This is a genomic window from Staphylococcus marylandisciuri, from assembly GCF_025519785.1.
Classification (GTDB): domain Bacteria; phylum Bacillota; class Bacilli; order Staphylococcales; family Staphylococcaceae; genus Staphylococcus; species Staphylococcus marylandisciuri.
The window spans coordinates 14202-38283 of sequence record NZ_JAOPKZ010000011.1 but is presented as its reverse complement, the minus strand read 5'-3'; the positions used below and the strand labels follow the sequence as shown (position 1 = coordinate 38283).

The 24082-nt window shown below is 34.9% G+C and carries 17 protein-coding genes; 8 read left to right on the top strand and 9 right to left on the bottom strand.

What is annotated here, in order from left to right:
- Positions 1–4: 4 nt before the first annotated feature.
- Positions 5–2089, bottom strand: coding sequence for a cysteine peptidase family C39 domain-containing protein (locus N9R04_RS07320; RefSeq protein ID WP_262856063.1), 2085 nt, complete (start codon positions 2087–2089; stop codon positions 5–7).
- Positions 2090–2110: 21 nt separating this feature from the next.
- The gene (locus tag N9R04_RS07315) at positions 2111–4864 is read right to left on the bottom strand and encodes a type 2 lanthipeptide synthetase LanM family protein (RefSeq protein WP_262856062.1); all 2754 of its coding nucleotides are present in this window, start codon (positions 4862–4864) and stop codon (positions 2111–2113) included.
- Between the two features lie 380 nt (positions 4865–5244).
- On the opposite strand from N9R04_RS07315, the gene N9R04_RS07310 reads away from it, so the two are divergent.
- Entirely contained in the window at positions 5245–5430 is a 186-nt protein-coding gene (locus N9R04_RS07310) for a lacticin 481 family lantibiotic (protein WP_262856061.1), read from the top strand.
- 378 nt (positions 5431–5808) lie between these two features.
- Complete coding sequence (locus tag N9R04_RS07305; protein WP_262856060.1) at positions 5809–6567, top strand: LytR/AlgR family response regulator transcription factor; 759 nt, start codon at positions 5809–5811, stop codon at positions 6565–6567.
- Positions 6568–6911: 344 nt separating this feature from the next.
- Here N9R04_RS07305 and N9R04_RS07300 read toward each other — a convergent pair whose 3' ends face one another.
- The 7 genes from N9R04_RS07300 to rpmH form a co-directional block, all read right to left on the bottom strand.
- Positions 6912–7886 carry an SMP-30/gluconolactonase/LRE family protein gene (locus N9R04_RS07300; RefSeq protein ID WP_262856059.1) on the bottom strand — a complete coding sequence of 325 codons (975 nt, stop codon included), beginning with the start codon at positions 7884–7886 and terminating at the stop codon, positions 6912–6914.
- A 198-nt stretch (positions 7887–8084) separates the two neighbouring features.
- The gene (noc, locus tag N9R04_RS07295) at positions 8085–8924 is read right to left on the bottom strand and encodes a nucleoid occlusion protein (RefSeq protein WP_262856058.1); all 840 of its coding nucleotides are present in this window, start codon (positions 8922–8924) and stop codon (positions 8085–8087) included.
- A gap of 50 nt (positions 8925–8974) precedes the next feature.
- Positions 8975–9691, bottom strand: coding sequence for a 16S rRNA (guanine(527)-N(7))-methyltransferase RsmG (gene rsmG, locus N9R04_RS07290; protein WP_262856057.1), 717 nt, complete (start codon positions 9689–9691; stop codon positions 8975–8977).
- A gap of 1 nt (position 9692) precedes the next feature.
- Entirely contained in the window at positions 9693–11570 is a 1878-nt protein-coding gene (gene mnmG, locus N9R04_RS07285) for a tRNA uridine-5-carboxymethylaminomethyl(34) synthesis enzyme MnmG (protein WP_262856056.1), read from the bottom strand.
- A gap of 15 nt (positions 11571–11585) precedes the next feature.
- Entirely contained in the window at positions 11586–12965 is a 1380-nt protein-coding gene (gene mnmE / locus N9R04_RS07280) for a tRNA uridine-5-carboxymethylaminomethyl(34) synthesis GTPase MnmE (protein WP_262856129.1), read from the bottom strand.
- A 139-nt stretch (positions 12966–13104) separates the two neighbouring features.
- A complete protein-coding gene (gene rnpA / locus N9R04_RS07275; RefSeq protein WP_262856055.1) occupies positions 13105–13452 on the bottom strand; it encodes a ribonuclease P protein component in 348 nt (115 codons plus the stop codon).
- A gap of 265 nt (positions 13453–13717) precedes the next feature.
- Positions 13718–13855 (bottom strand): 50S ribosomal protein L34, encoded by a 138-nt coding sequence (rpmH, locus tag N9R04_RS07270; protein WP_262856054.1) that lies wholly within the window; start codon positions 13853–13855, stop codon positions 13718–13720.
- 645 nt (positions 13856–14500) lie between these two features.
- Here rpmH and dnaA point away from each other — a divergent pair.
- From dnaA to gyrA, 6 genes are all read left to right on the top strand, one after another.
- Positions 14501–15859, top strand: coding sequence for a chromosomal replication initiator protein DnaA (dnaA, locus tag N9R04_RS07265; protein WP_262856053.1), 1359 nt, complete (start codon positions 14501–14503; stop codon positions 15857–15859).
- A gap of 242 nt (positions 15860–16101) precedes the next feature.
- Positions 16102–17235 (top strand): DNA polymerase III subunit beta, encoded by a 1134-nt coding sequence (dnaN, locus tag N9R04_RS07260; RefSeq protein ID WP_262856127.1) that lies wholly within the window; start codon positions 16102–16104, stop codon positions 17233–17235.
- Positions 17236–17936: 701 nt separating this feature from the next.
- Positions 17937–18170 (top strand): S4 domain-containing protein YaaA, encoded by a 234-nt coding sequence (gene yaaA, locus N9R04_RS07255; protein WP_262856052.1) that lies wholly within the window; start codon positions 17937–17939, stop codon positions 18168–18170.
- On the top strand, positions 18167–19282 hold the full coding sequence (gene recF / locus N9R04_RS07250) for a DNA replication/repair protein RecF (protein ID WP_262856051.1): 1116 nt from the start codon (positions 18167–18169) through the stop codon (positions 19280–19282). The genes yaaA and recF overlap by 4 nt, the downstream gene beginning before the upstream one ends.
- Positions 19283–19294: 12 nt before the next feature.
- Positions 19295–21232 carry a DNA topoisomerase (ATP-hydrolyzing) subunit B gene (gene gyrB / locus N9R04_RS07245; protein ID WP_262856050.1) on the top strand — a complete coding sequence of 646 codons (1938 nt, stop codon included), beginning with the start codon at positions 19295–19297 and terminating at the stop codon, positions 21230–21232.
- A 35-nt stretch (positions 21233–21267) separates the two neighbouring features.
- Complete coding sequence (gene gyrA / locus N9R04_RS07240; protein WP_262856049.1) at positions 21268–23931, top strand: DNA gyrase subunit A; 2664 nt, start codon at positions 21268–21270, stop codon at positions 23929–23931.
- Positions 23932–24082: the final 151 nt, after the last annotated feature.

Here is a 24082-nt window from a genome sequence, read left to right as displayed (position 1 = left end):
CTCCTTAATTATTAGTATTAGCAAGGTCTAGAAATATCCTATAACCTTTATTACTTTTAATTAATTCATCATGTGTTCCAAAAAATGCGTTTCCATTTTCAATGAATATTACTTTGTCGACATATGATAAAACATCTAAATGGTGACTTATGAGTATTATAGTTTTATCGTTATATTGATCATTTTTTAAAACATTTCTATATATATTTATACGGTTGTTAGGGTCTAAATTGCTAAGAGCTTCATCCCAAAAAATCAACTTTTTATTAAATAAAGATTTTGCGATTAATAATCTTTGAATTTGACCAACAGATAGGTTTTTGCCATTTTGCAATACACACGAGTATATTTTATTAGGTAAAGAATTTATTAAGTTTATAATGTTTACATCACATAATATTTGGTTTAGTCTATGAATATTGTCGGCTTTTCCTCCATCTACCAAATTATTATAAATGGATTCTTTAGTTAACGTCATATTTTGTAAGACAACTCCTGTTACTTTCCTGAAATCTTTATAACCGTATACAATTTCACCGGTGTATGTATAAAGACTTAATAAAATATTTAACATAGTACTTTTACCAGACCCCGAGTTACCCACTATAGCTACTCTTTCCCCCTTTTTTATTTGGAAGGTGATATTTTCAAATATAGGTTTATTTTCAACATAACCAAACTTAACATTCTTAAGTGATACTGCTTTATCAGATTCTTGCTCACTTACTATTCTTTGAGTATTACTTTCTATAAATAAGTCGTTGATTTTTTCGCCTGTAACTTTAATTTTTGAAAATTCAAACATAACATCTTGTAATTGTGAAACGGATGAATTAAATATAGAGATACCAGATTGAAATAAAATTAAATCTGCTATAGTTATATTTCCATATTTTGTAAGATGAATACCAATAATCATTAAAAGTATTACACTACTGTAATTAAAAATTTGATTAAATGTATATGATATTCCTTCAATTTTCAAAATTGAATTATAAGCATTAACTATTTTCCAGTTATTGTCTTTCCATGTGTTTATAGTTGATGATTCTTGAGCTTGAGCCTTAATTTGATCAATTTGACTTAATGATTCTTGAGCTAATGAGCTAAATTGTATTATTCTCTCCCCATACTCGATATTCAATTGATTTTTCTTAATATATATAAATATACTGATTAACGAATATATAATAAACATACCTAGAAGTAATAATGATAATAATAGTGAGACAGTTAACATATATAAATACAATACTGAAACGGTAGAGAAGCTTAAAAACGATGGTAATATTTTAAGTAGTATAGTATCTTTTATGATAGTTTTTAAATTTATCTTTTCCATCACAGTGTCTATTGTACTATTTCTAAAGTATAATAATGGCTTGTTAAATAATGCATTAAACATATTATAAGAAATAGTTTTTTCATATATTTTATTCTCTTTGATTTGGGCTTCTTGCTTAAAAATAAAAGAAAACATTTGAATGATAATAATTATTACTATCATTGATAATGATATAAGGTATGTATATTTTTGGTTTATTATATTTCTAATAACTATTGAAAAAATTAGCACTACAATTTGGGCTAATATCACTGATGCCGAAAATAAAATTATATTTTTATTAATTAAAACAGTTTTTAAATAGCCAAAGAACTCGAGATCTTCTTTTCCTTTTATAAAACCTCTCTGAGGGTTAAACATTAATAAAACATTTGAGAAGTGTTCCAAAAATACTTCTTTTGAAACGTTCACTTTTCCTATTTCTGGGTTAACTATTTCTACATAGTTTTTCTTAACATTCATTACTACGACAAAATGATTCAAATCCCAATGCACTATTATGGGTTTTTTTATTTTACTCATTACTTGAAATGTTTTTTCTTTATCTTTAATTCTATATACTTTCATATCTAGTTTATACTTAATGTTTAAATCTTTTAAATAAGATATCGATAGTCCATCAGGTGGTATCATCTCTCTTTTGTATAGTCTACTTATAGATACATTTTTACCAAAATAACTCAAAATCATTGAATAACAAGCTAATAAACAGTCTTGATCATTATTTTGTAATGCAATTTTCAATTATCATCACCTTCTTTCAAACTATACGTTTGGTAACAAAATACCTAATTCATTATCCTCTGCTTTGTATTTTGAAAAAGCATATAAAATACCTGATATTCCTGTCATAATACTAAAAGAATAAAAGTGATCTCCTAAACCACATATCCATCCTTTATTTAAACCAAAATTTGCTACTGAACAAAAATGGCTTTCTATTTCATTTTTCAACTGAATATTTGTGCTTTCATATTTTTTTTGATAGTAATTTAAAACCCATAAATTCCCCATAACTCCATGGCATAGACAAAAATTATTTTGGTCTAATCCTTCTTCTTTCAATAAGCAAAGTAACTCGTCAATTTCTTTTTGTATTAATTCTTTACTTGCAGTATTAAATATTTTTGTTTTATCATTAATTTCTAAAGCAACTAGTCTACTTATAAGTTGTCCTGTAACACCATGACACCACGATACAGAATAAGTATCCTTATCTTGTCTTAAATCTTTCCATCCAATTTTCAACTTTAATGTATTCTCTTTTTTCCATTCCTCATAAAATTTAACTAGATATTTTTTTTCTTTAGTTAAATCATATAAGTATAATAATGATACAATTAGCCCACTTTTACCGTGAGCATAGCTAGCCATAGTTAGGTTACTATCTAAACCTTCTAATAGTTTATCTCCCATTTTAACAAGTTCTAGAGAAAATATTTCTTGATTATATAAATATGAAATAATACCTGGCAAACCAGCTATAATATCATTCAGTTCAAACTCACTAGTTAAAATAGAGTCTAAAATAGACTTCATATACTTTTTGCTCATATCGCAATTTCTTTCGAACTTAATCTGATATCTATATAAAAATGCAATTTTACCCATTTCGCCATTAAAAAAAGATAAATCCTTATTTTCACTAGAATTAATACTTAAATCACTTAATATTGAAGAATAAATACTTCTTAGTATTCTTATTAGCCTAGGGGTATCTTTAAGGTTTTTGTTAGTTTCATAGTATTTTAACAAAGCTATTCCTATTCCAGACAATCCCTTATATATATCATCAGATAAGCTTTCAAAGATAATCTCTTCTTCTTTCGATATCCCTAAATTCATCCAATTTACAGAACCATCAATTTCATCTATCACTGCACTATCAATAATAATATTTACTAAATTATCGATTGCATTATCAATATTATCTAAATTTGATTTTTCATATTCATAATTTATAAATTTTTTACCGTTAATAAATAATTTATCTTGACTTTCTAATGAAAAACTTATTAACTTACATTGAAATAATAAATCTTTCAAAGAATATCTTTGAGTTTTTTCTAAAAATACATTGAGTGGATTTTTCGGCAAATAATGTACAGTATTATTTTCAATATCCTTTACCGATACACTTTGAACCTTAGTATAAAAATAGGGTACCGAAAGGGTTTTTATTTGTTTTATTTCTGAGCTTATTAATTTACTATTTAATAAATCTCCTCCATATTTTTCTAACTTGCTAAACAAGCTCTCTCTATTATTAGCATAAAGAGGTGATTTAGCAGCTTGTATTAGTACTGAGTACTCAATTGTACTTCTTGGCAGAATTCTTACTTCAACTTCTGATGATATTTTTCTTATATAGCGCATTATTTCTTTTTTGTTATCAAGAAACAATTTGTAGCCATATTTAAAACCTTCTTGTATATCTTCAATAAATATTTCAGGAGAAAAACTCTTTCTTTTACCATTTTCTATATAAAATGGGATATGATCGTTTCTTTTTACTCTTATTAACCTCTTTTGAAATTTTATATCATCTCTATTAGGATTAATTATAGTTCTTTCATGTTTATTAAATATTCCACCTAATATACCACTTATATCACCACCGTATTTTTTATCTTTTTTTGATATCGGTAACATTCCAGTAGCGAATACAGAATTACTGGCTTCTTCTTCTATATTTTTTGTAGCAAAATTACGAAATTCTGGATCATATATAGAAGTATGAAATATAGTTTCTAAATCAATTAATATCGGAAAATTACTGGAACATAGTATATTTTCAAAATGTAAATCACTTATATTTAATAAATACCCTATGGATAATAAGTATCCTAATCTTTTATAATACATACTTATTTTTCTTTTAGAGGTAGGTTGTTTTTCAATATATTCCATCCAACCATGGTTAGTATAACCTATGAATTTAAACTTATAGTATGTTGATATTTCATTTTTCTGAAAACTGTACATAAATTCTAAAAATTTTAAAAAGAAACTATCATTTTCTAATGATCTAGGTTTATATAATATTTGGGATTTATCAGTGGTAACTTTGGTCACTGCTTTACCTCCATGCAAATCCCCTAAAATACTGAGGTGGCAAATTTTTTCATTTTCGTCTTTTATTAAGTTTGCTTCTAAAAGCTTCTTTTTATCTTGATTGAATTTATTTTCAATTTCTTTTAACAAAGAAAAATATGAATTCAAACTATGATGTAAATCATCTATTATTGAGGGGTAAGTCTGCTTTAACTCCTCATATATAAACCCTTTTTCACATAACTCTTCATCAAAATATTTATATCGTTCTTCAGACGTTTTTCCTTCGAGTTTTCTATTCAATCTTTTTTCGTTAATTAAAACAATCAATGATTTCCCACAAATATCTAAAATGATAGATCTTAAATATTTCCAATCAATTAATGTATTAAGTTCTTGTCTAGAATAATTATTTAAAATGAAATTTGAAAAACCTCTAAATTGTTCAATTTTAACGCTACTCATAGTAATTACCATCTCCTATTATTAACTATCTTAATCCATATCAGACATTTTATAAATTTGCTTTAACATACCTTCCTGATGAATGAAATTAGGTTTAGAATGTATGAATATTTCTCTTTTATAAAGTTATAAAAAATAAGTAGATCGTTACCTTTTTGATGAGTTTCTACTATTAAATGACTAAGCTCATACTACAAGAAGAATTTTGCAGCTTAAAACTAATAATAATAGATATATTTATTTAATCATGTAGAACCACATATTATTACCTTAATTGTAGACTTTGTTTATGAAGATAGGTGTTTTATGCAATTTTACACTTTATAAATATCATGTAATATTAAAAGTGTATTAAGCATTAAAGATAGGAGGTAAAAATCATGAAAGATTCTAAAATTATGAGAGATAGTGAAGTAGTAAGTTTATTAGAAGAGGTTCAAGAGGATGAATTAAATGAAATCTTAGGTGCTAAGAAGAAGAAGAAGAGGAAGTCAGGAGTAATACCAACTGTATCACATGAATGCCATATGAATTCTTTCCAATTTATTTTTACTTGTTGCTCGTAAATATGAATATGTTAAACCGCTAATAAAATATCATAAAGTGAAAGTTTATTTTTTACTTATTAATATGATATTAGTATCATGAAAAGGCGAAATCCGTAGTTTTTAAAAGAGCTACGGATTTTTTGAACTATAATATATATTAATTTAAGAGTACCTTGGATAACACAGGTACTTAAATATTTTATTTTTTTATGAGAGATAATTCTATTGAAGTCACTTTATTTATAACAATAGCCTATAGTCTAATATATGTCTTACCAATTTAATTTTATGAATCATCAATATTTTTTTTAAAATTTAACTTAATAATAATGATTTTAAGCAATGATTATGCTATATTGATAAGGCGAGCTTAGTTTTAACTTTATCGATAAAGGGATGAAATTTGAGGTTATGAAGAAGATAAACACTATTATTATAGACGACAACGTAACTACTCGAGAGGAATTAAAAGTATATTTGTCTTATTTTTCATTTGTATCGTGTAAAGGCACATTTAATGATTATATTGAAGGTAAAAATATCCTTGATAAGAAAGATATAGATTTAATATTTTTAAAAATAAATCCAAATAATAATCACTATATAGATATAGCCAATAATATAAGTTTAATACATAAACATGTTCAAATAGTTTTCCTTTCGTCTGATTCCAAACATGCTCATAAAAGTTTTGAAGCTCACCCATTTGATTATTTGATACAACCAATAGAGCCTATTAAATTAGAGAAGTGTTTACTTCATTTCAAATATAGATGGAAAAATAAATTTGACCTTAATAATCTGAAAAATAGGAAAATTTGTATTAAAAAAGGAAACTCTCTATATTTTTTAGAAATTGATAAAATTACAACTGTAGAATATCGTGATAGAAAAATAAATATAAATTTAAATGATAAAGAAACACTTTCGTATAGTGGATCCTTAAAAGATTTAGAAAAAAAGCTCTATTCTTATGGATTTATCTTAGTAAGTAGATCATTACTTATTTCTTTAAAAAGTATTAAAAGTATAGTATTCGACGAGTATAATAAATGTTACATTTTAAAATCAAACAGTAATAATTCGATTAAAATCACTCCAGAAAAGTATAAGAAAATAAAACAAATATTAATTGATTTTAATTGGATTATTTAATCTATCTCTAATTATAGAAATAAATCTTTAAAAATTTTAATGTAAGATGGTGTTTTGAAAAAACCAAATTTATTACTTACAAGATTACACATACTTAGATTAGCTATGAAGAAACCTATACCAATAGATTTCTTCATAGCTAATATTTATACTCTAAACTAAATATGATCGGTAATTGAATCACTACTCCTACTTAATATAGAGCTAACAAATTCAAATAATTGTTGCTTCATATAACCAATTAAAATATAGAAATCTCGCCATTGTATTAAAGTTCCGCTTATTAGAAAGTAGAATGATATATTCAAAGTTTGAATTAACTATGATCCTACTTTTACCCTTACTTATTGAAATTGATAACTATCATGGCCTTTAGCAAACCCGCGTGCTGTAAACAACCAAGAATCTCCCCCATTGTCGATGTCATTCGAACAGATAATGAGTTGATCGGTGCCTGGAATAAAGGCCGGATGCGTCGATCTCAACATTTTACCTTTTTCTCGTTCAGGAAGTAAGATTTGTCCAATTGGATGTCCATATTTGTTAAATACAAGCACACGCCCTTGCCCGTACATAGCTACATATAGATTGTCATCACTATCAATACAGCATGAATCTGGGCCTTCATGACCAGTAAAGTAATATGGTATCTTTGCACCAAACGGAGCAATCGTTACCCCGTCGTCTAATAATTCAATACGATGTAAACGATTAGCGTTCGTTTCAGTCACCCATAATATTCTTTCGTCAGTACTTAAAGCAACTCCATTCGCTACAGCGATATTCTGAATAACTGGTGTGATTTGTCGATAGTCAGGTGAAACATAGTAAACACCGCCCAATGGATTTGTCGAATAACCTCGGAAATCTGTAAAGTAAAAGCCACCTTTGCTATCAAATACCAGATCATCCACACAGTATTCTGTATTAATTTCAGAGATGATTTCTTCAAGTTGACTCCCATCTGTTTGGGTCGCAATAATGCTCCCAGAATCTTTAAAGTCTCCTAAACAAGAGATGAAAAGGCGACCATCTTTATGAATTTTAACTGAAGCAGGATTATCCTTTTCCGAAGTAAACACGTGCTGGACTTCTTTCTCCGGTAAATTTACCTTAAAGATCTTCCCACCAAATACTTCACATAGAAACAAATTATGATCTCTATCAAAACACAGACCTTCTAATTGCAGTCCTTCATCTGAGATTTTTAACCACGGCTCTGCAGTAACTGTCTGAATACCTTTCTCACTGTCAAGCAATGGTACAGCGCTAGTGGCATCCCCTTTGTATTCAAGCGTTGGCAATTCACGTTCAGTCATAACAAGTCCTCCCCTTAATATATTCGTTGAGTTTGTTTAAATTTATCACATATAGCTCTATTTCCGCATGCGATAAGGTAAGCTCACCACTATGTTTCACGTTAAACATTTCTCTCAATAAAAAAAGTAAAGACATAAAGTGCTTAAATTCCTCATCTCTTACAATGATAAGCACTTACATCTTTACCTCTATCACAATCAACGCTTATATAGTTTAATCTTTATTTCGTAATAATCATCATGCTCTTTACTTTGGTGTTCGACGTGAACGCCACTTTGTTCAATGCTTTCAATACTTTGACCAACTTTATCACGAGCTTCTGTCAGATCCTTTGTGAAACCAAATGTTTGAGCTTTTACTTTTTCAGAAGTACTTTTATTTTTGACTCGCGCTTCAGTCTGCTTGACGTTTAATTTCTGCTGAATGATAATATCAACGAATTGTTCCTGTTCTTCATGATTTAAACTGAGCAATGCTCGAGCATGACGCTCAGTTACTTTACCATATCTTAATTTATCTAATACTTTAGGAGCTAATTTCAACAAACGCAGCTTATTAGCAATAAAACTTTGGCTCTTTCCTACACTTTTGGCTAATTCTCCCTGCGTCGTATCGCCGATATCTAATAGTTTCTTATAAGCTTCAGCTTCCTCAACTACTGATAAGTTTTCACGCTGAATGTTTTCGATGAGCGCTACTACAGCAGTTTCTTCATCATTTAATTGACGAATGATAACATCTGCATATTTAAATTGCAGTAGTGATAAAGCTCTAAATCGTCTTTCACCCGCTATAATTTCATACATACCTTCTTCGATTGAACGCACTACGATAGGCTGCAATAAACCGTGTTCTTCTATTGATTCAGCAAGTTCTTTAATCTTCTCAGGTTCAAAGATTTGTCGCGGTTGATAGCGGTTGGGAACAATCCGCTCTACAGGTACAGACTCCACTTTGCTATTCTTGTCTTCATCAACATCGCTGAGTATTTCCTCTTTATTTTTCAAACCAAATAGTTTAGAAAAAGGTTTTTTCATGAGTTATGCGCTCCCTCTAAATGATTTGTTGTACATTCAGCATTTATACTTTATTCAACCAGAGGCGATTTATTTGGTGTTCCTGGTTTTCGTGGATATTTTTTCGGTGTCTTAGTGCGTTTATCTATAAATATCATCTGCCGTTCTCCAGCACCTTCAGGTAATTCAAAGGTTTCAATTTCACGTACTTTACCACCTAAAAGACCTATAGCAAAGCGGGCATCTTCAAGTTCTTCTTCACCCTTAGAGGACTTCATTGCTATAAATTGTCCTCCCCTTTTAACTAAAGGTAAACACAATTCACTCAACACAGTTAAACGAGCAACTGCTCGCGCCGTGACAATATCATAAGACTCCCGATAGTCTCCCTTACCATAAGACTCTGCACGGTCATGTACAAAGCTGACATCAGTCAGTTTCAATTCATCTGCAAGTTGATTTAGAAAGTGTATTCGCTTATTTAATGAGTCTACAATAGTTACTTTAATTTCAGGAAAAACTATTTTTAACGGAATGCTAGGAAATCCTGCCCCAGCTCCTACATCACAAATAGATAAAGGCTGGTTGAAATCCTGATAGAAACTAGGCGTGAGTGAGTCATAGAAATGTTTCAAATATACTTCCGCTTCATCAGTAATACTAGTCAAATTCATCTTCTGATTCCACTCTACTAACATCTCATAGTACGTTTGAAATTGTTCTTTTTGCTTATCACTTAACTCAATATCATGTTCGCTTAAACTCTTTGTTAGCCAATCTAAACTCATGTTATTGTTTCACCCTTTGAATTCTTCCTTGTTCTAGATAAACCAATAGAATTGAAATATCTGCTGGGTTAACACCTGAAATTCGTGAGGCTTGAGCAATATTTAAAGGTTTCACTTCCGCTAGTTTTTCTCGCGCTTCAGATGCTAAGCTATCCACTTTACTGTAATCGAGGTCTTCAGGAATCTTTTTCGCTTCCATTCTTTTAACTTTTTCGACTTGTTGTAATGATTTATTGATATAACCTTCATATTTAGTTTGAATCTCGACTTGCTCTTCTACTTCCTTAGGCAAGCGATGTTCTTCTTCAAGTAGTTCAAGAATGATGTCGTAAGTCATTTCTGGACGTCTTAATAAATCAATAGCAAGTATACCATCTTTAAGTTTAGAACCACCATGTTTTTCAATAATTTCTTGTACGTGGGCTTGCGGTTTAATACGTATCTCACTCAAGCGTTGTTGCTCAGATTTAATCATTTCCCTTTTTTTATTAAAAGACTCGTAACGCTCTTCTGAAATTAGACCCAATTCATATCCTAAATCAGTTAAACGCAAGTCAGCATTATCATGGCGCAGCAATAAACGGTATTCAGCACGTGATGTGAGTAAGCGATAAGGCTCATTCGTTCCTTTTGTAATCAAATCATCTATTAACACACCGATATAAGCATCTGAGCGACTTAAGATTTTCTCTTCCTTACCTAACACGCGTCCGGCTGCGTTAACGCCTGCCATAATCCCTTGACCAGCGGCCTCCTCATAACCAGACGTGCCATTAATTTGACCCGCTGTATAGAGATTTTTAATCTTCTTCGTCTCGAGGGTTGGCCACAATTGGGTCGGTACGAGCGCATCGTATTCTATCGCGTAACCTGCGCGCATCATATCTGATTTCTCTAATCCTGGAATCGTTTCTAACATTTGTCTTTGAACATCTTCAGGAAGACTTGTAGATAATCCTTGTACATAAACTTCATTTGTCGAACGACCTTCAGGTTCTAAGAATAGTTGATGACGTGGCTTATCGTTGAAACGCACAAACTTATCTTCAATGGATGGACAATATCTTGGCCCGGTACCTTTAATCATTCCAGAATACATCGGCGATAAGTGAAGGTTGTCATCGATAACTTGATGAGTATCGCCGTTTGTATAAGTGAGCCAACAAGGAAGTTGGTCTAAGATGTATTCTGTAGTTTCATAACTAAACGCCCGCCCTACGTCATCACCTGGTTGAATTTCTGTTTTACTGTAATCAATAGTTTTAGAATTTACACGCGGCGGCGTTCCTGTTTTAAAACGAACTGTTTCAAAACCGAGATCTCTCAGTTGATCTGCAAGTGAAATGGAAGGTAATTGATGGTTCGGTCCACTAGAGTATTTCACTTCACCTAGTATAATTTCTCCGCGCAAGAAAGTTCCTGTAGTTATAACTACTGCCTTTGCGTGGTATTCAGTACCTATATTCGTCCGCACACCTTTGATTTGATCATCTTCTATAATCAGATCATCCACCATGCCTTGCATAACAGTTAAATTATCTTGATCTTCGAGCACACGTTTCATTTCTTGTTGATATAACACTTTATCAGCTTGAGCACGTAGCGCACGCACAGCCGGACCTTTACCTGTATTCAACATACGCATCTGTATATGAGTACGGTCAATTGTCTTAGCCATTTGGCCGCCTAACGCATCTAATTCACGAACGACTATCCCTTTAGCAGGACCTCCTACTGAAGGGTTGCACGGCATGAAGCCAATATTATCTAAATTAATTGTTAGCATGAGTGTCTTTGCACCACGACGAGCAGAAGCTAAGCCCGCTTCAATACCTGCATGACCCGCTCCGATTACTACAACATCATATTGTTGTGCCATCTTTAAACCTCCTTCTTATTTACCGAGACAGAATTGGCTAAATAATTGATCGATTAACTCATCACTTGCTGATTCTCCAATTATCTCTCCTAGAATTTCCCAAGTTCGCGTAAGATCTATTTGTACCATATCCATTGGTATACCTGCTTCAGCTGCCTCAATAGCGTCTTGAATTGATTGACTTGCTTGTTTGATCAACGAAATATGGCGTGAGTTTGAAAGGTACGTCATATCTTGATTTTGGACTTCTCCACTAAAGAATAAGTCGCGAATTTGCGTTTCAAGCTCGTCTATACCCTCCTGCTTTAACATAGACGTTTCAATCAGCGGAAGATCGCCTATCATTTCTCTAACTTCCTCTAAATCAAGCTTCTGCTCTAAATCCATTTTATTTACGATGACAATAGCATCTTCATCTTTGATAACCTCATATAATTTACGGTCTTCAACAGAGAGCGGTTCATTATAATTAAGTACAAACAATATCAAGTCAGCTTCGCTTAATGCTTTTCGAGAACGTTCCACCCCAATACGCTCCACTATATCTTCAGTGTCTCTAATACCAGCAGTATCTACTAAACGCAATGGGACACCTCTAACACTGACATATTCTTCAAGCGTATCACGCGTTGTGCCGGCTACTTCTGTAACTATCGCTTTATTATCTTGAATTAAATTATTTAACATTGAGGACTTTCCAACGTTAGGCTTACCTACAATAACTGTTGATAACCCTTCACGCATGATCTTGCCTTGCGTACTCGTTTGAAGCAGTCGCTCTAATTGCTCTTTAATTTCACGAGATTTACCAAGTAAATACTCAGTCGTCGCATTACCTGCGTCATCATACTCAGGGTAGTCAATGTTAACTTCGACTTGCGCAAGGATTTCGAGAATAGATTGACGTTGGCGTTTAATCATATCACTAAGTCGGCCTTCTAATTGATTCATCGCTACTTTAGAGGCACGATCCGTTTTTGAACGGATGAAATCCATCACCGCTTCTGCCTGTGATAGATCAATACGTCCATTGAGAAAAGCGCGCTTCGTGTACTCACCAGGCTCAGCCATTCTAGCGCCGTGTGTCATAGTAAGTTCTAATACTCGATTAATTGTAAGGATACCACCGTGACAATTTATTTCTACGATATCTTCTCTCGTAAATGTCTTAGGCGCTCGAAGCACTGAAACCATGACTTCTTCAACTACCTCGCCTGTCTCAGGATCTACGATGTGTCCATAGTTAATGGTATGAGTAGACACCTCAGCAAGGCTTTTCTTACCTTTATATAACTTATCTACGATTTGAATAGCATCTTGTCCAGATAAACGCACAATACCAATGGCTCCTTCTCCCATAGGTGTCGAAATACTCGTTATCGTATCTAAATCCATCATATTCTCGCCTCCTCGCTTACGAAATGATCATTATAATATTGTAATCACTTTAGTGTAATAATGCGAGCAACTTGTTTAATTATTTGACAGGTTAGTGTGACGTTTGTCTGCCCTAACACTGCCCGCAGTCTATTAACTACTTTATCCTCTTATTAAAGACCTTAGCGATCTTCAATACATGCTCTAAACTGCTTTGAATTTGAAGCGTAGTCATTTCTTTAGAAGGTTGCCGAGCGATCACTATAAGGTCGATAGGAATAATATCATCTTTATGAACCTTAAAGTTTTCTCTAATAGCCCGCTTTATCCTATTGCGCTGCACTGCATTACCTAATTTTTTAGAAACACTGATACCTAACCTGAAGTGCTCTAAGTCCTTATTCTTTCTCGTATAAACCACAAATTGCCTGTTCGCCACAGATTTCCCTTTTTTATATACCTTTTGGAAATCATTATTCTTCTTAATTCGATATGCTTTTTCCATTAGGGTTCACCTGCTATTTATTCATTTATATAAGAATCGTTTACTCTCCCCATAAAAAAGGGAGCGGGACAGAAATCTAATTTGAATAAATAGATTTCGTAGTCCTGCCCCGGCAAGGATGACTAGAATTGAAAAAAGCTTGATAAAAGCGCATTTTCAAATCAGTCATCTACTGCCAAGATGCTGAAAAAGGCTGAGACATTACATTATGTCCCAGCCTCTTTCTCTCTAGTTAAAGACCTTTATGTCCCAGCCTCCATCAGTCTTATGCTGATAATTTTTTACGGCCTTTACGACGACGACGTGCTAATACTTTACGTCCGTTTTTAGTGCTCATACGTTTTCTGAAACCATGAACTTTACTGTGTTTACGTTTATTTGGTTGATAAGTACGTTTGACCATTCAGTACACCTCCATATTAATCGATAATTGGTTACCGTACAGATACGATCCTATCGTCTGATCGTTTATGTCTTGATTTAATTAATGTGAATTCTACTCATAATTCAAGCAACTACTACAATATAACAAATTCAATTTTATAAAGCAAGCAGATTTTTACCTCGCATAGCTGCCCCTATATTGCGATTTATATTAACGAAATGATTCACGACTATAACAATTCCCACGTGTATTATAACAGTTTTATACATCGTTGTTTATTTAGTCGAGCAATTATTTCCCAAAAAGTGTGCTAAAAGACCTTGCAGTTATCCACCTTATACACAGATAAGTTATAATATTTTGTGGATAAAATAATAATATCCACAGTTTTTTTCATAAAATGAGCACATATTCACACCTATTTGACAGTAGTATTTGTTAAAAAGTATAATTGTGTGGATAACTCATCTAAAGTGTTGCTACATCAATAATTATATTATCTGAAAAAAGTCATATTTATTGTGTATAATAGAATAAATTGAGAAAGTTATCCACTGTTTGTGATTAAGTTGTGGATAATTATTCACACCCTGTTAGTTTTTTACTCAAACTATTGTTAGTAATGTGTATAACTAAAAATTTATGAAAATGGAGTTAGTGATTATGTCAGAACAAGAAATTTGGGACAAAGTGCTCTCGTTGGTTAAAGAAGAAGTTTCTAACGTTAGTTTCAACACTTTCTTCAAGCCTACAAGATTAGAATCCTTAAAGAATGATGAAGCTGTCATTCTTACAGAAAGTGGCTTTGAAGCTAAATGGTTGAATAAACATTATTTCGAACTCATTCAAACGATACTTTACAGAGCGCTCGATCATGAAATTGCACCGATCTTCTACTCTGAAGAAGAATATGCAGAAGTCCAGAAAGCTAAAGCACCCAGCACGCAACAACTCAATACGCAGCCGACTCCAAGTGTAGATGAAGCTTCTATAGGTAAAGAACAGTTTAATGACCACAATACATTTGAAACGTTCGTCATCGGGCCAGGTAACCGCTTCCCGCACGCTGCAAGCCTTGCAGTAGCAGAAGCTCCAGCCGAAGCCTACAATCCACTCTTTATTTATGGAGGCGTAGGACTAGGTAAGACGCATCTCATGCAAGCCATTGGTCATAACGTGCTTGAGCGAAATCCAAATATGAAAGTGTTATATACCTCAAGTGAGAAGTTCACGAACGAGTTTATTCAATCCATCCGTCAAAATGAATCAGATAAGTTCAGAGAGAAGTACCGCAACATCGACGTCTTACTCATTGATGATATTCAATTTATTCAAGATAAAGAACAAACACAAGAAGAGTTCTTCCATACTTTCAATGAGCTACATCAAGCGGATAAACAAATTGTGATCTCAAGTGACCGGCCACCTAAAGAGATTTCTAAATTAGAAGATCGTTTACGCTCGCGCTTTGAATGGGGACTAATCGTTGATATTACGCCACCAGATTATGAGACACGGATGGCAATTTTACAGAAGAAAACTGAGGAAGAGAATTTAGAGATTCCAACCGAAGCATTAACTTATATTGCGAATCAAATCCAGACTAATATCAGAGAGTTAGAAGGCGCTTTAACACGCGTTATCGCACTGTCTAAGTTACAGGGCGAGCCTGTCACTACAGAGCTGACGGCCACTGCTCTGAAAGACTTAATTCAAACCCCTAAATCTAAAAAGATTACTATACAAGACATCCAAAAAGTAGTGGGAGAATATTATAGCGTGCGCATAGAGGACTTTAGTGCTAAGAAGAGAACGAAATCCATTGCCTATCCAAGGCAGATTGCTATGTACCTATCACGTGAGCTAACTGATTTTTCTTTACCTAAAATCGGTGAGGAATTTGGCGGCAGAGACCACACTACAGTGATACACGCGCATGATAAAGTTGCTCGAGATATGCAAGGCGATCCTACATTTAAACAGGAAGTTGAGAACTTAGAAAAAGAAGTTCGTAATCTATAAATATAATTGAGTACAAAATAATAAATTTAGATTTGATGACGTAAAAAAAGTGGTAAAACTAAACGTGTAATTGTGGATATTGTGGAAAAAGGAAACAGACCACCCACACTTTATCCACATGTTCATAACCTTGGCGACTCTGAAATGAATCGAGTTATCCACTAATTAACAGGCCCTACTACTATTACTACGAATTTAAAACCTATATAATTAATATAAACGACTGGAAGGAGTTTAGAATTATAATGGAATTTTCAATTAAACGTGATTACTTTATTAATCAACTGAATGACACACTCAAAGCCATTTCACCTAGAACTACTTTACCTGTACTTACCGGTATTAAGATCGACGCTAAACAAAGTGAAGTCATACTTACCGGTTCGGACTCTGAAATCTCCATCGAAATTACTATACCTAAACAAGTTGACGGCGAAGACATTGTCACTATTTCTGAAGAAGGCTCAGTTGTCCTCCCTGGTCGTTTCTTTGTGGATATCATCAAGAAATTGCCAGGCAGAGATGTTAAATTAGCAACTAATGAACAGTTCCAAACACTTATCACTTCTGGTCATTCTGAATTTAACCTAAGCGGTTTAGACCCAGACCAATATCCACTGTTACCTGAAGTTTCAAGAGATGACGCTATTCAAATTCCGGTAAAAGTGCTAAAAAACGTAATTGCACAAACCAATTTTGCAGTGTCCACGTCAGAAACACGGCCAGTATTAACGGGAGTGAATTGGCTTATACAAGACAATGAATTAATATGCACAGCAACTGACTCTCATCGCTTAGCTGTAAGAAAGCTTGCTTTAGAAGATGAATCAGATGATAAAAATGTCATCATTCCAGGTAAAGCTCTAGCTGAGTTGAATAAGATTGTTTCAGATAGTGACGAAACGATAGATATCTTCTTCGCTTCAAATCAAGTCTTATTCCGCGTAGGTCATATTAACTTTATCTCTCGTTTACTAGAAGGCCATTATCCTGATACGTCTCGTTTATTCCCTGAGAATTATGAGATTAAATTAGGGTTAAATAATGGGGAATTCTACCACGCGATTGACAGAGCTTCTTTATTAGCGCGTGAAGGTGGAAACAATGTCATCAAATTAAGTACAGGTAATCAAATAGTTGAACTTTCCTCTACTTCTCCAGAAATTGGTACGGTGAAAGAAGAAGTTGAAGCAAATGAAGTTGAAGGTGGTAACCTTAAGATTTCATTTAACTCTAAATACATGATGGACGCCTTAAAAGCCATCGATAATGATGACGTAGATGTAGAATTCTTTGGAACGATGAAACCATTCATCCTCAAACCTAAGGATGATGACACAGTCACTCAATTGATATTACCGATTCGTACTTATTAACAATTTCTACATCGTCTTCAATCTAGCAACCGTAAATCTTTTAAAATATAATATCAGCGAAACAGAGGAGGCTGGGACATAAATCCCAGCCTTTTAACATCTTGGCAGTAGATGACTGATTTGAAAATGCGCTTGTATCAAGCTTTTTTCAATTCTAGTCATCCTTGCCGGAGCGGGACTACGAAATTTTTTTATTCAAATTAGATTTCTGTCCCGCTCCCTACTTCTTTATAATCAATAATTCATATTGAATGGCTTTGCTTTTCCACCCCAACTCGCTGTGCTTGTAGAAACTGGTTTACCAGTTTCTCTTTGTTGGGGCCCCCTGATCATCTAGTGGCTCTAAACGTAAAGGCCGAGTTTTCCTATTTATTATTCTAAGTGAGCTAAAATATTAGAAAGGTAATCCATATTTAGATTTTAAATACATTTAGAGCTTTAATTTTAGCTATAATTTTAAAAAAGGATATATCTATCAAGAATGGGTTATTTACTCTAAATACCCCCTTAAAATTCAAAATTCAGTAGATTACTATCAATACATACTCAATAGTTGATACTACAAAGTTTTATCGTACGCGCAGATAAATAATTAAGTTGTAAATGCGTAAAAATCAGTTGATTTTAACCCGTCAAGACATGAAATTTTAGCTGAAAAAAGGTATAATGATGTAGTAACAACATGGATTGGAGTGAGTCAGTTGGTAGAAACAGTAGTCGTTGATAATGAGATTACTTTAGGTCAATTTTTAAAGAATGAAGCAATTATTGAATCTGGTGGACAAGCGAAATGGTTTTTACTAGATTTCGAAGTCTTAATAAACGGCGTACGTGAAACAAGACGTGGCAAGAAGCTTGCTCATCAAGACAGAATTGATATTCCTGAAATACCTGAAATAAGCTCTTACCTCATTGCGTATCAAGGTGAAGAATGAAATTAAACACACTCCAACTTGAAAATTATCGAAATTACGAATCGATTCAACTTGATTGTCACCCAGAGGTAAACATCTTAATAGGTGATAACGCTCAAGGTAAGACCAATCTTCTAGAGTCTATTTATGTGCTTGCATTAGCGAAAAGTCATCGTACTTCTCATGATAAAGAACTCATTCGCTTCAACAGTGATTACGCAAAGATAGAGGGCGCGCTAGATTACCGATTCGGAGAGATGCCACTCACCATGTTTATCACTAAAAAGGGTAAGCAGGTCAAGGTAAACCATTTAGAACAAAGCAAACTCACTCAATATGTCGGCCATCTCAACGTCGTATTATTTGCGCCCGAGGATTTAAATATAGTTAAAGGTTCCCCGCAAATTAGAAGGCGATTTATCGATATGGAGCTAGGACAAATCTCAGCAGTATATCTTAATGATCTAGCTCAATACCAACGTATCCTCAAGCAAAAAAACAACTATTTAAAGCAACTACAACATGGAAATAAGACTGATAGCACTATGCTGGAAGTCTTAAATCAACAGTTTGCCGAATACGCTTATAAAGTTACGATACGCAGAAATCAATTTATTAAGGAACTTGAAGCTCTCGCCCAACCAATCCATGAAGGTATTACAGATGCGCGCGAGAAACTCAAACTCAAGTACTTACCTAGTATTAAATTAAGTGATATGAGTGGGAAGGAATCGGAATTAATTGAAGACGTCTTCAAGACATTAAGCGATAACATGGATCGGGAAATAGAAAGAGGCGTGTGTTTATATGGACCACATCGAGACGACTTAGGTTTCGACGTCAATGGCATGGACACACAAACCTATGGCTCGCAAGGTCAGCAACGTACGACCGCCTTGTCAATTAAACTTGCAGAAATTGAGCTGATGAAGGTAGAAGTAGGCGAATACCCCATTCTGCTATTAGACGACGTGTTAAGTGAGTTAGATGACTCACGTCAATCGCATTTATTGAGCACGATTCAACACAAAGTACAAACATTTGTGACGACAACCTCAGTAGATGGTATTGATCATGAGATTATGAGAAATGCGAAACTGTATCGCATTAAAGAAGGCGAAATTACTAAGTAATAGAAAGTGAAGGTGGAAGCATTGTCAGATGTGAACAACACGGAAAATTATGGCGCTGGACAAATACAAGTATTAGAAGGTCTTGAAGCAGTACGCAAACGTCCTGGAATGTATATCGGTTCAACGTCAGAGAGAGGTCTACACCATCTCGTTTGGGAAATCGTAGATAACAGTATCGATGAAGCGTTAGCAGGCTATGCAGATACTATTGAAGTGACGATTGAGAAGGATAATTGGATCAAGGTAACTGATAATGGTCGTGGTATCCCTGTAGGTATGCATGAAAAGATGGGGCGCCCAGCAGTGGAAGTCATACTAACAGTGCTTCATGCCGGTGGTAAATTTGGCGGAGGCGGTTACAAGGTCTCAGGTGGTCTTCATGGCGTGGGCTCTTCTGTGGTTAACGCTTTATCTGAACGATTAGAAGTCTATGTACATATCGATAACAAGATTTATCATCAGGCTTACGAACGCGGCGTACCGCTTTTCGACCTTAAAGTAATAGGTGAAACAGACGACGATCATACAGGTACAGAAATAAGATTTAAAGCTGACTCTGATATTTTTACGGAAACGACAGTATATGATTATGATACTTTACAACAACGTATTAAGGAGCTTGCCTTTTTAAATAAAGGTATCATGATTACGTTGCGTGACGAACGTGATGAAGATGAAGTAACTGAGGACAAGTATCACTATGAAGGTGGTATCAAGTCATACGTTGAAATGATGAATGAGAATAAAGAACCACTTCACGATGAACCGATTTACATTCATCAAACTAAAGACGATGTCGAAGTAGAAATCGCTTTGCAATATAACAGCGGTTTCGCTACAAATTTACTCACGTATGCTAATAATATTCATACCTATGAAGGGGGCACGCACGAAGAAGGATTTAAACGTGCGCTTTCACGCATCCTTAATAGTTATGGAATTCAGAGTAAGATTATTAAAGACGATAAAGATAAGTTATCCGGTGAAGACACTAGAGAAGGTCTGACAGCAGTTGTCTCCATCAAACATGGTGATCCACAATTTGAAGGTCAAACGAAAACTAAACTCGGTAATTCTGAGGTTCGCCAAATCGTAGACAAGTTATTCTCGGAACAATTTGAGCGCTTCCTATATGAACATCCTCAAGTAGGACGCGTGATCGTGGATAAAGGAATAATGGCTTCAAGAGCGAGAGTAGCTGCTAAAAAAGCACGCGAGGTGACACGCCGTAAGTCAGCTTTAGAAGTCTCTAGCCTGCCAGGTAAACTCGCTGATTGTTCAAGTAAAGATCCTGAAGTGAGTGAGATATTTATCGTCGAAGGGGACTCTGCCGGGGGGTCTACGAAAGAAGGTCGAGATTCGACGACTCAGGCTATCTTACCGTTGAGAGGAAAGATCCTAAATGTCGAGAAATCACGCTTAGATAGAATCCTTAACAACAATGAAATTCGCTCAATGATTACCGCTTTCGGTACAGGTATTGGCGGTGAATTCGACCTCAGTAAAGCGCGTTATCATCGCATCATTATCATGACAGATGCAGATGTGGATGGGGCTCATATACGGACGTTATTACTCACATTCTTCTACCGTTACATGAGACCGTTAATTGAAGCGGGTTATGTCTATATTGCACAGCCACCTTTATATAAAGTGACGCAAGGCAAGCAAAAATACTATGTCTTCAACGATCGTGAATTAGATAAATTGAAATCAGAGTTATCTTCATCTCAAAAGTTATCAATTTCTCGTTACAAAGGTTTGGGTGAGATGAACGCTGATCAATTGTGGGAAACGACGATGAACCCTGAGCATCGCTCAATGTTACAAGTCACTTTAGACGATGCCATAGATGCCGACCAAACGTTTGAAATGTTGATGGGCGACGTAGTTGAGAATCGTAGACAATTTATAGAAGATAATGCAGTTTACGCCAACCTAGATTTCTAAAATCATGAACCGAAATTTTGAAGGAGGACACCTTGATGTCTGAACTACCTGAATCAAGAATTAATGAACGTAATATTACGAATGAAATGCGTGAATCGTTCTTAGACTATGCGATGAGTGTCATCGTATCGCGTGCCTTACCAGACGTAAGAGATGGACTCAAACCTGTACATCGTCGTATATTGTACGGGTTAAATGAGCAGGGAATGACGCCTGATAAACCATATAAAAAGTCAGCGCGTATCGTTGGTGATGTCATGGGTAAATACCATCCACACGGCGACTCTTCAATATATGAAGCCATGGTGAGAATGGCTCAGAACTTCAGTTATCGTTATCCCCTTGTAGACGGGCAAGGTAACTTTGGTTCGATGGACGGCGATGGCGCAGCAGCTATGCGTTACACTGAGGCTAAGATGACTAAGATCACCTTAGAAATGTTACGTGATATTAATAAAGATACGATCGACTTTATCGATAACTATGACGGTACAGAAAGAGAACCAGTAGTCTTACCTTCACGTTTCCCTAACCTGCTCGTTAACGGTGCAAGTGGTATCGCAGTGGGTATGGCAACGAACATCCCACCTCACAATTTAACGGAAATCATTAATGGTGTATTAAGTTTAAGTCATAATCCAGACATCACAGTCGGAGAGTTGATGGAAGATATTCAAGGTCCAGACTTCCCTACTGCAGGCTTGATTATGGGTAAAAGTGGTATTCGACGAGCTTATGAAACAGGACGGGGCGCTATTCAAATGCGCGCCCGTGCTGAAATAGAAGAACGTGGCGGAGGACGCCAACGCATCGTTGTAACAGAAATTCCTTATCAAGTTAATAAAGCACGTATGATTGAAAAAATTGCTGAACTTGCACGAGACAAAAAAGTAGATGGCATTACTGATTTGAGAGACGAAACAAGTCTTCGTACAGGCGTACGCGTAGTTATTGATATCCGTAAAGACGCCAATGCGAACGTTATCTTAAATAACTTGTACAAACTAACGCCATTGCAAACGTCTTTCGGAGTAAATACGATCGCGTTAGTCAATGGCCGACCTAAACTGATCTCCCTCAAAGAGGCTTTAGTACATTACTTAGATCATCAAAAAGTAGTAGTGCGTCGCCGTACGGAATATAATCTTAAGAAAGCACAAGATCGCGCTCATATATTAGAAGGTTTAAGAATAGCATTAGATCACATCGATGAAATCATCAATACAATTCGTGAATCTGAAACTGATAAGATCGCTATGGAGCGTTTACAAGAGCGCTTTAAACTTACCGACAGACAAGCTCAAGCTATCCTAGATATGCGTTTGAGACGCCTCACAGGATTAGAAAGAGATAAGGTTGAATCAGAATACAACGAGCTTGTGCAATATATTAAAGAATTAAAAGAAATCTTAGCTGATGACGAGTTGTTATTACAAATTGTGCGAGATGAATTGATTGAGATACGTGATCGTTTCGGAGATGAGCGAAGAACTGAAATTCAGCTCGGTAGTATCGACAACATTGAGGATGAAGACCTCATACCTGAAGAACAAATTGTCATCACTTTAAGTCATAATAATTACATTAAGCGTTTACCCGTCTCTACATATCGTTCTCAGAATCGAGGAGGCCGGGGCGTACAAGGTATGAATACGCTTGAAGAGGACTTTGTAAGTCAGCTAGTGACGTTAAGTACCCATGATCACGTGCTCTTCTTCACTAATAAAGGACGTGTGTATAAACTCAAAGGTTACGAAGTGCCAGAACTCTCACGTCAGTCTAAAGGTATACCGGTAGTTAACGCTATAGAGCTCGATACAGATGAGAGTATCAGCACCATGATAGCTGTTCAAGACCTTACTACTGAAGATCACTTCTTGGTCTTCGCGACGAAACGCGGTATCGTCAAACGCTCAGCATTAAGTAACTTCTCTCATATAAATAAAAACGGTAAGATAGCAATTAGTTTCAAAGAAGATGATGAGCTTATAGCGGTACGTTTAACAGATGGTTCAGAAGACATCTTATTAGGTACTGCGCATGCCTCTCTAATTCGCTTTAAAGAAAGTACGTTGCGTCCACTAGGTCGAAATGCGGCTGGTGTTAAAGGGATTAGTTTAAGAGAAAATGATGTAGTGGTCGGTTTAGATGTCGCACATGAGAACAGTGAAGATGAAATTCTCGTAGTAACTGAACACGGCTATGGTAAACGGACGCCGGTTAATGAATACCGTCTATCAAACCGTGGTGGAAAAGGTATTAAGACAGCTACTGTCACTGAACGTAATGGAAATATTGTTTGCATCACTACAGTGAACGGCGACGAGGATATCATGGTAGTGACTAATCATGGTGTGATCATACGGATGGATGTACAAAACATATCTCAGAATGGTCGTGCAGCTCAAGGTGTAAGGCTCATTCGCTTAGGTGAGAATCAACACGTCGCTACCGTAGCTAAAGTTAAAGAAGAAGAAGCGGAGGATACACAGGAAGGCAGTGAAAATGTTGAACCTGGCACTCCAACTCAAGAAGAAGTCATTGAAGATGACGCACCAGGTAATGCCATTCATACAGAATTAGATACACACGAAGAGGCTTCTGGTCAGTCTACTGACGAAGGGCCTACAGAATTAAGACAAGACTTTATGGATCGTGTTAATGAGGATATTCAACAGGATGAGGACGATAACGAGTAGCTCAATACGTTAAACTCATCGATCAATTGGGAGCGGGACAGAAATCTAATTTGAACAAAAGATTTCGTAGTCCCGCCCCGGCAAAGATGACTAGAATTGAAAAAGCTTGATACAAGCGCGTTTTCAAATCAGCCATCTACTGCCGAGATGT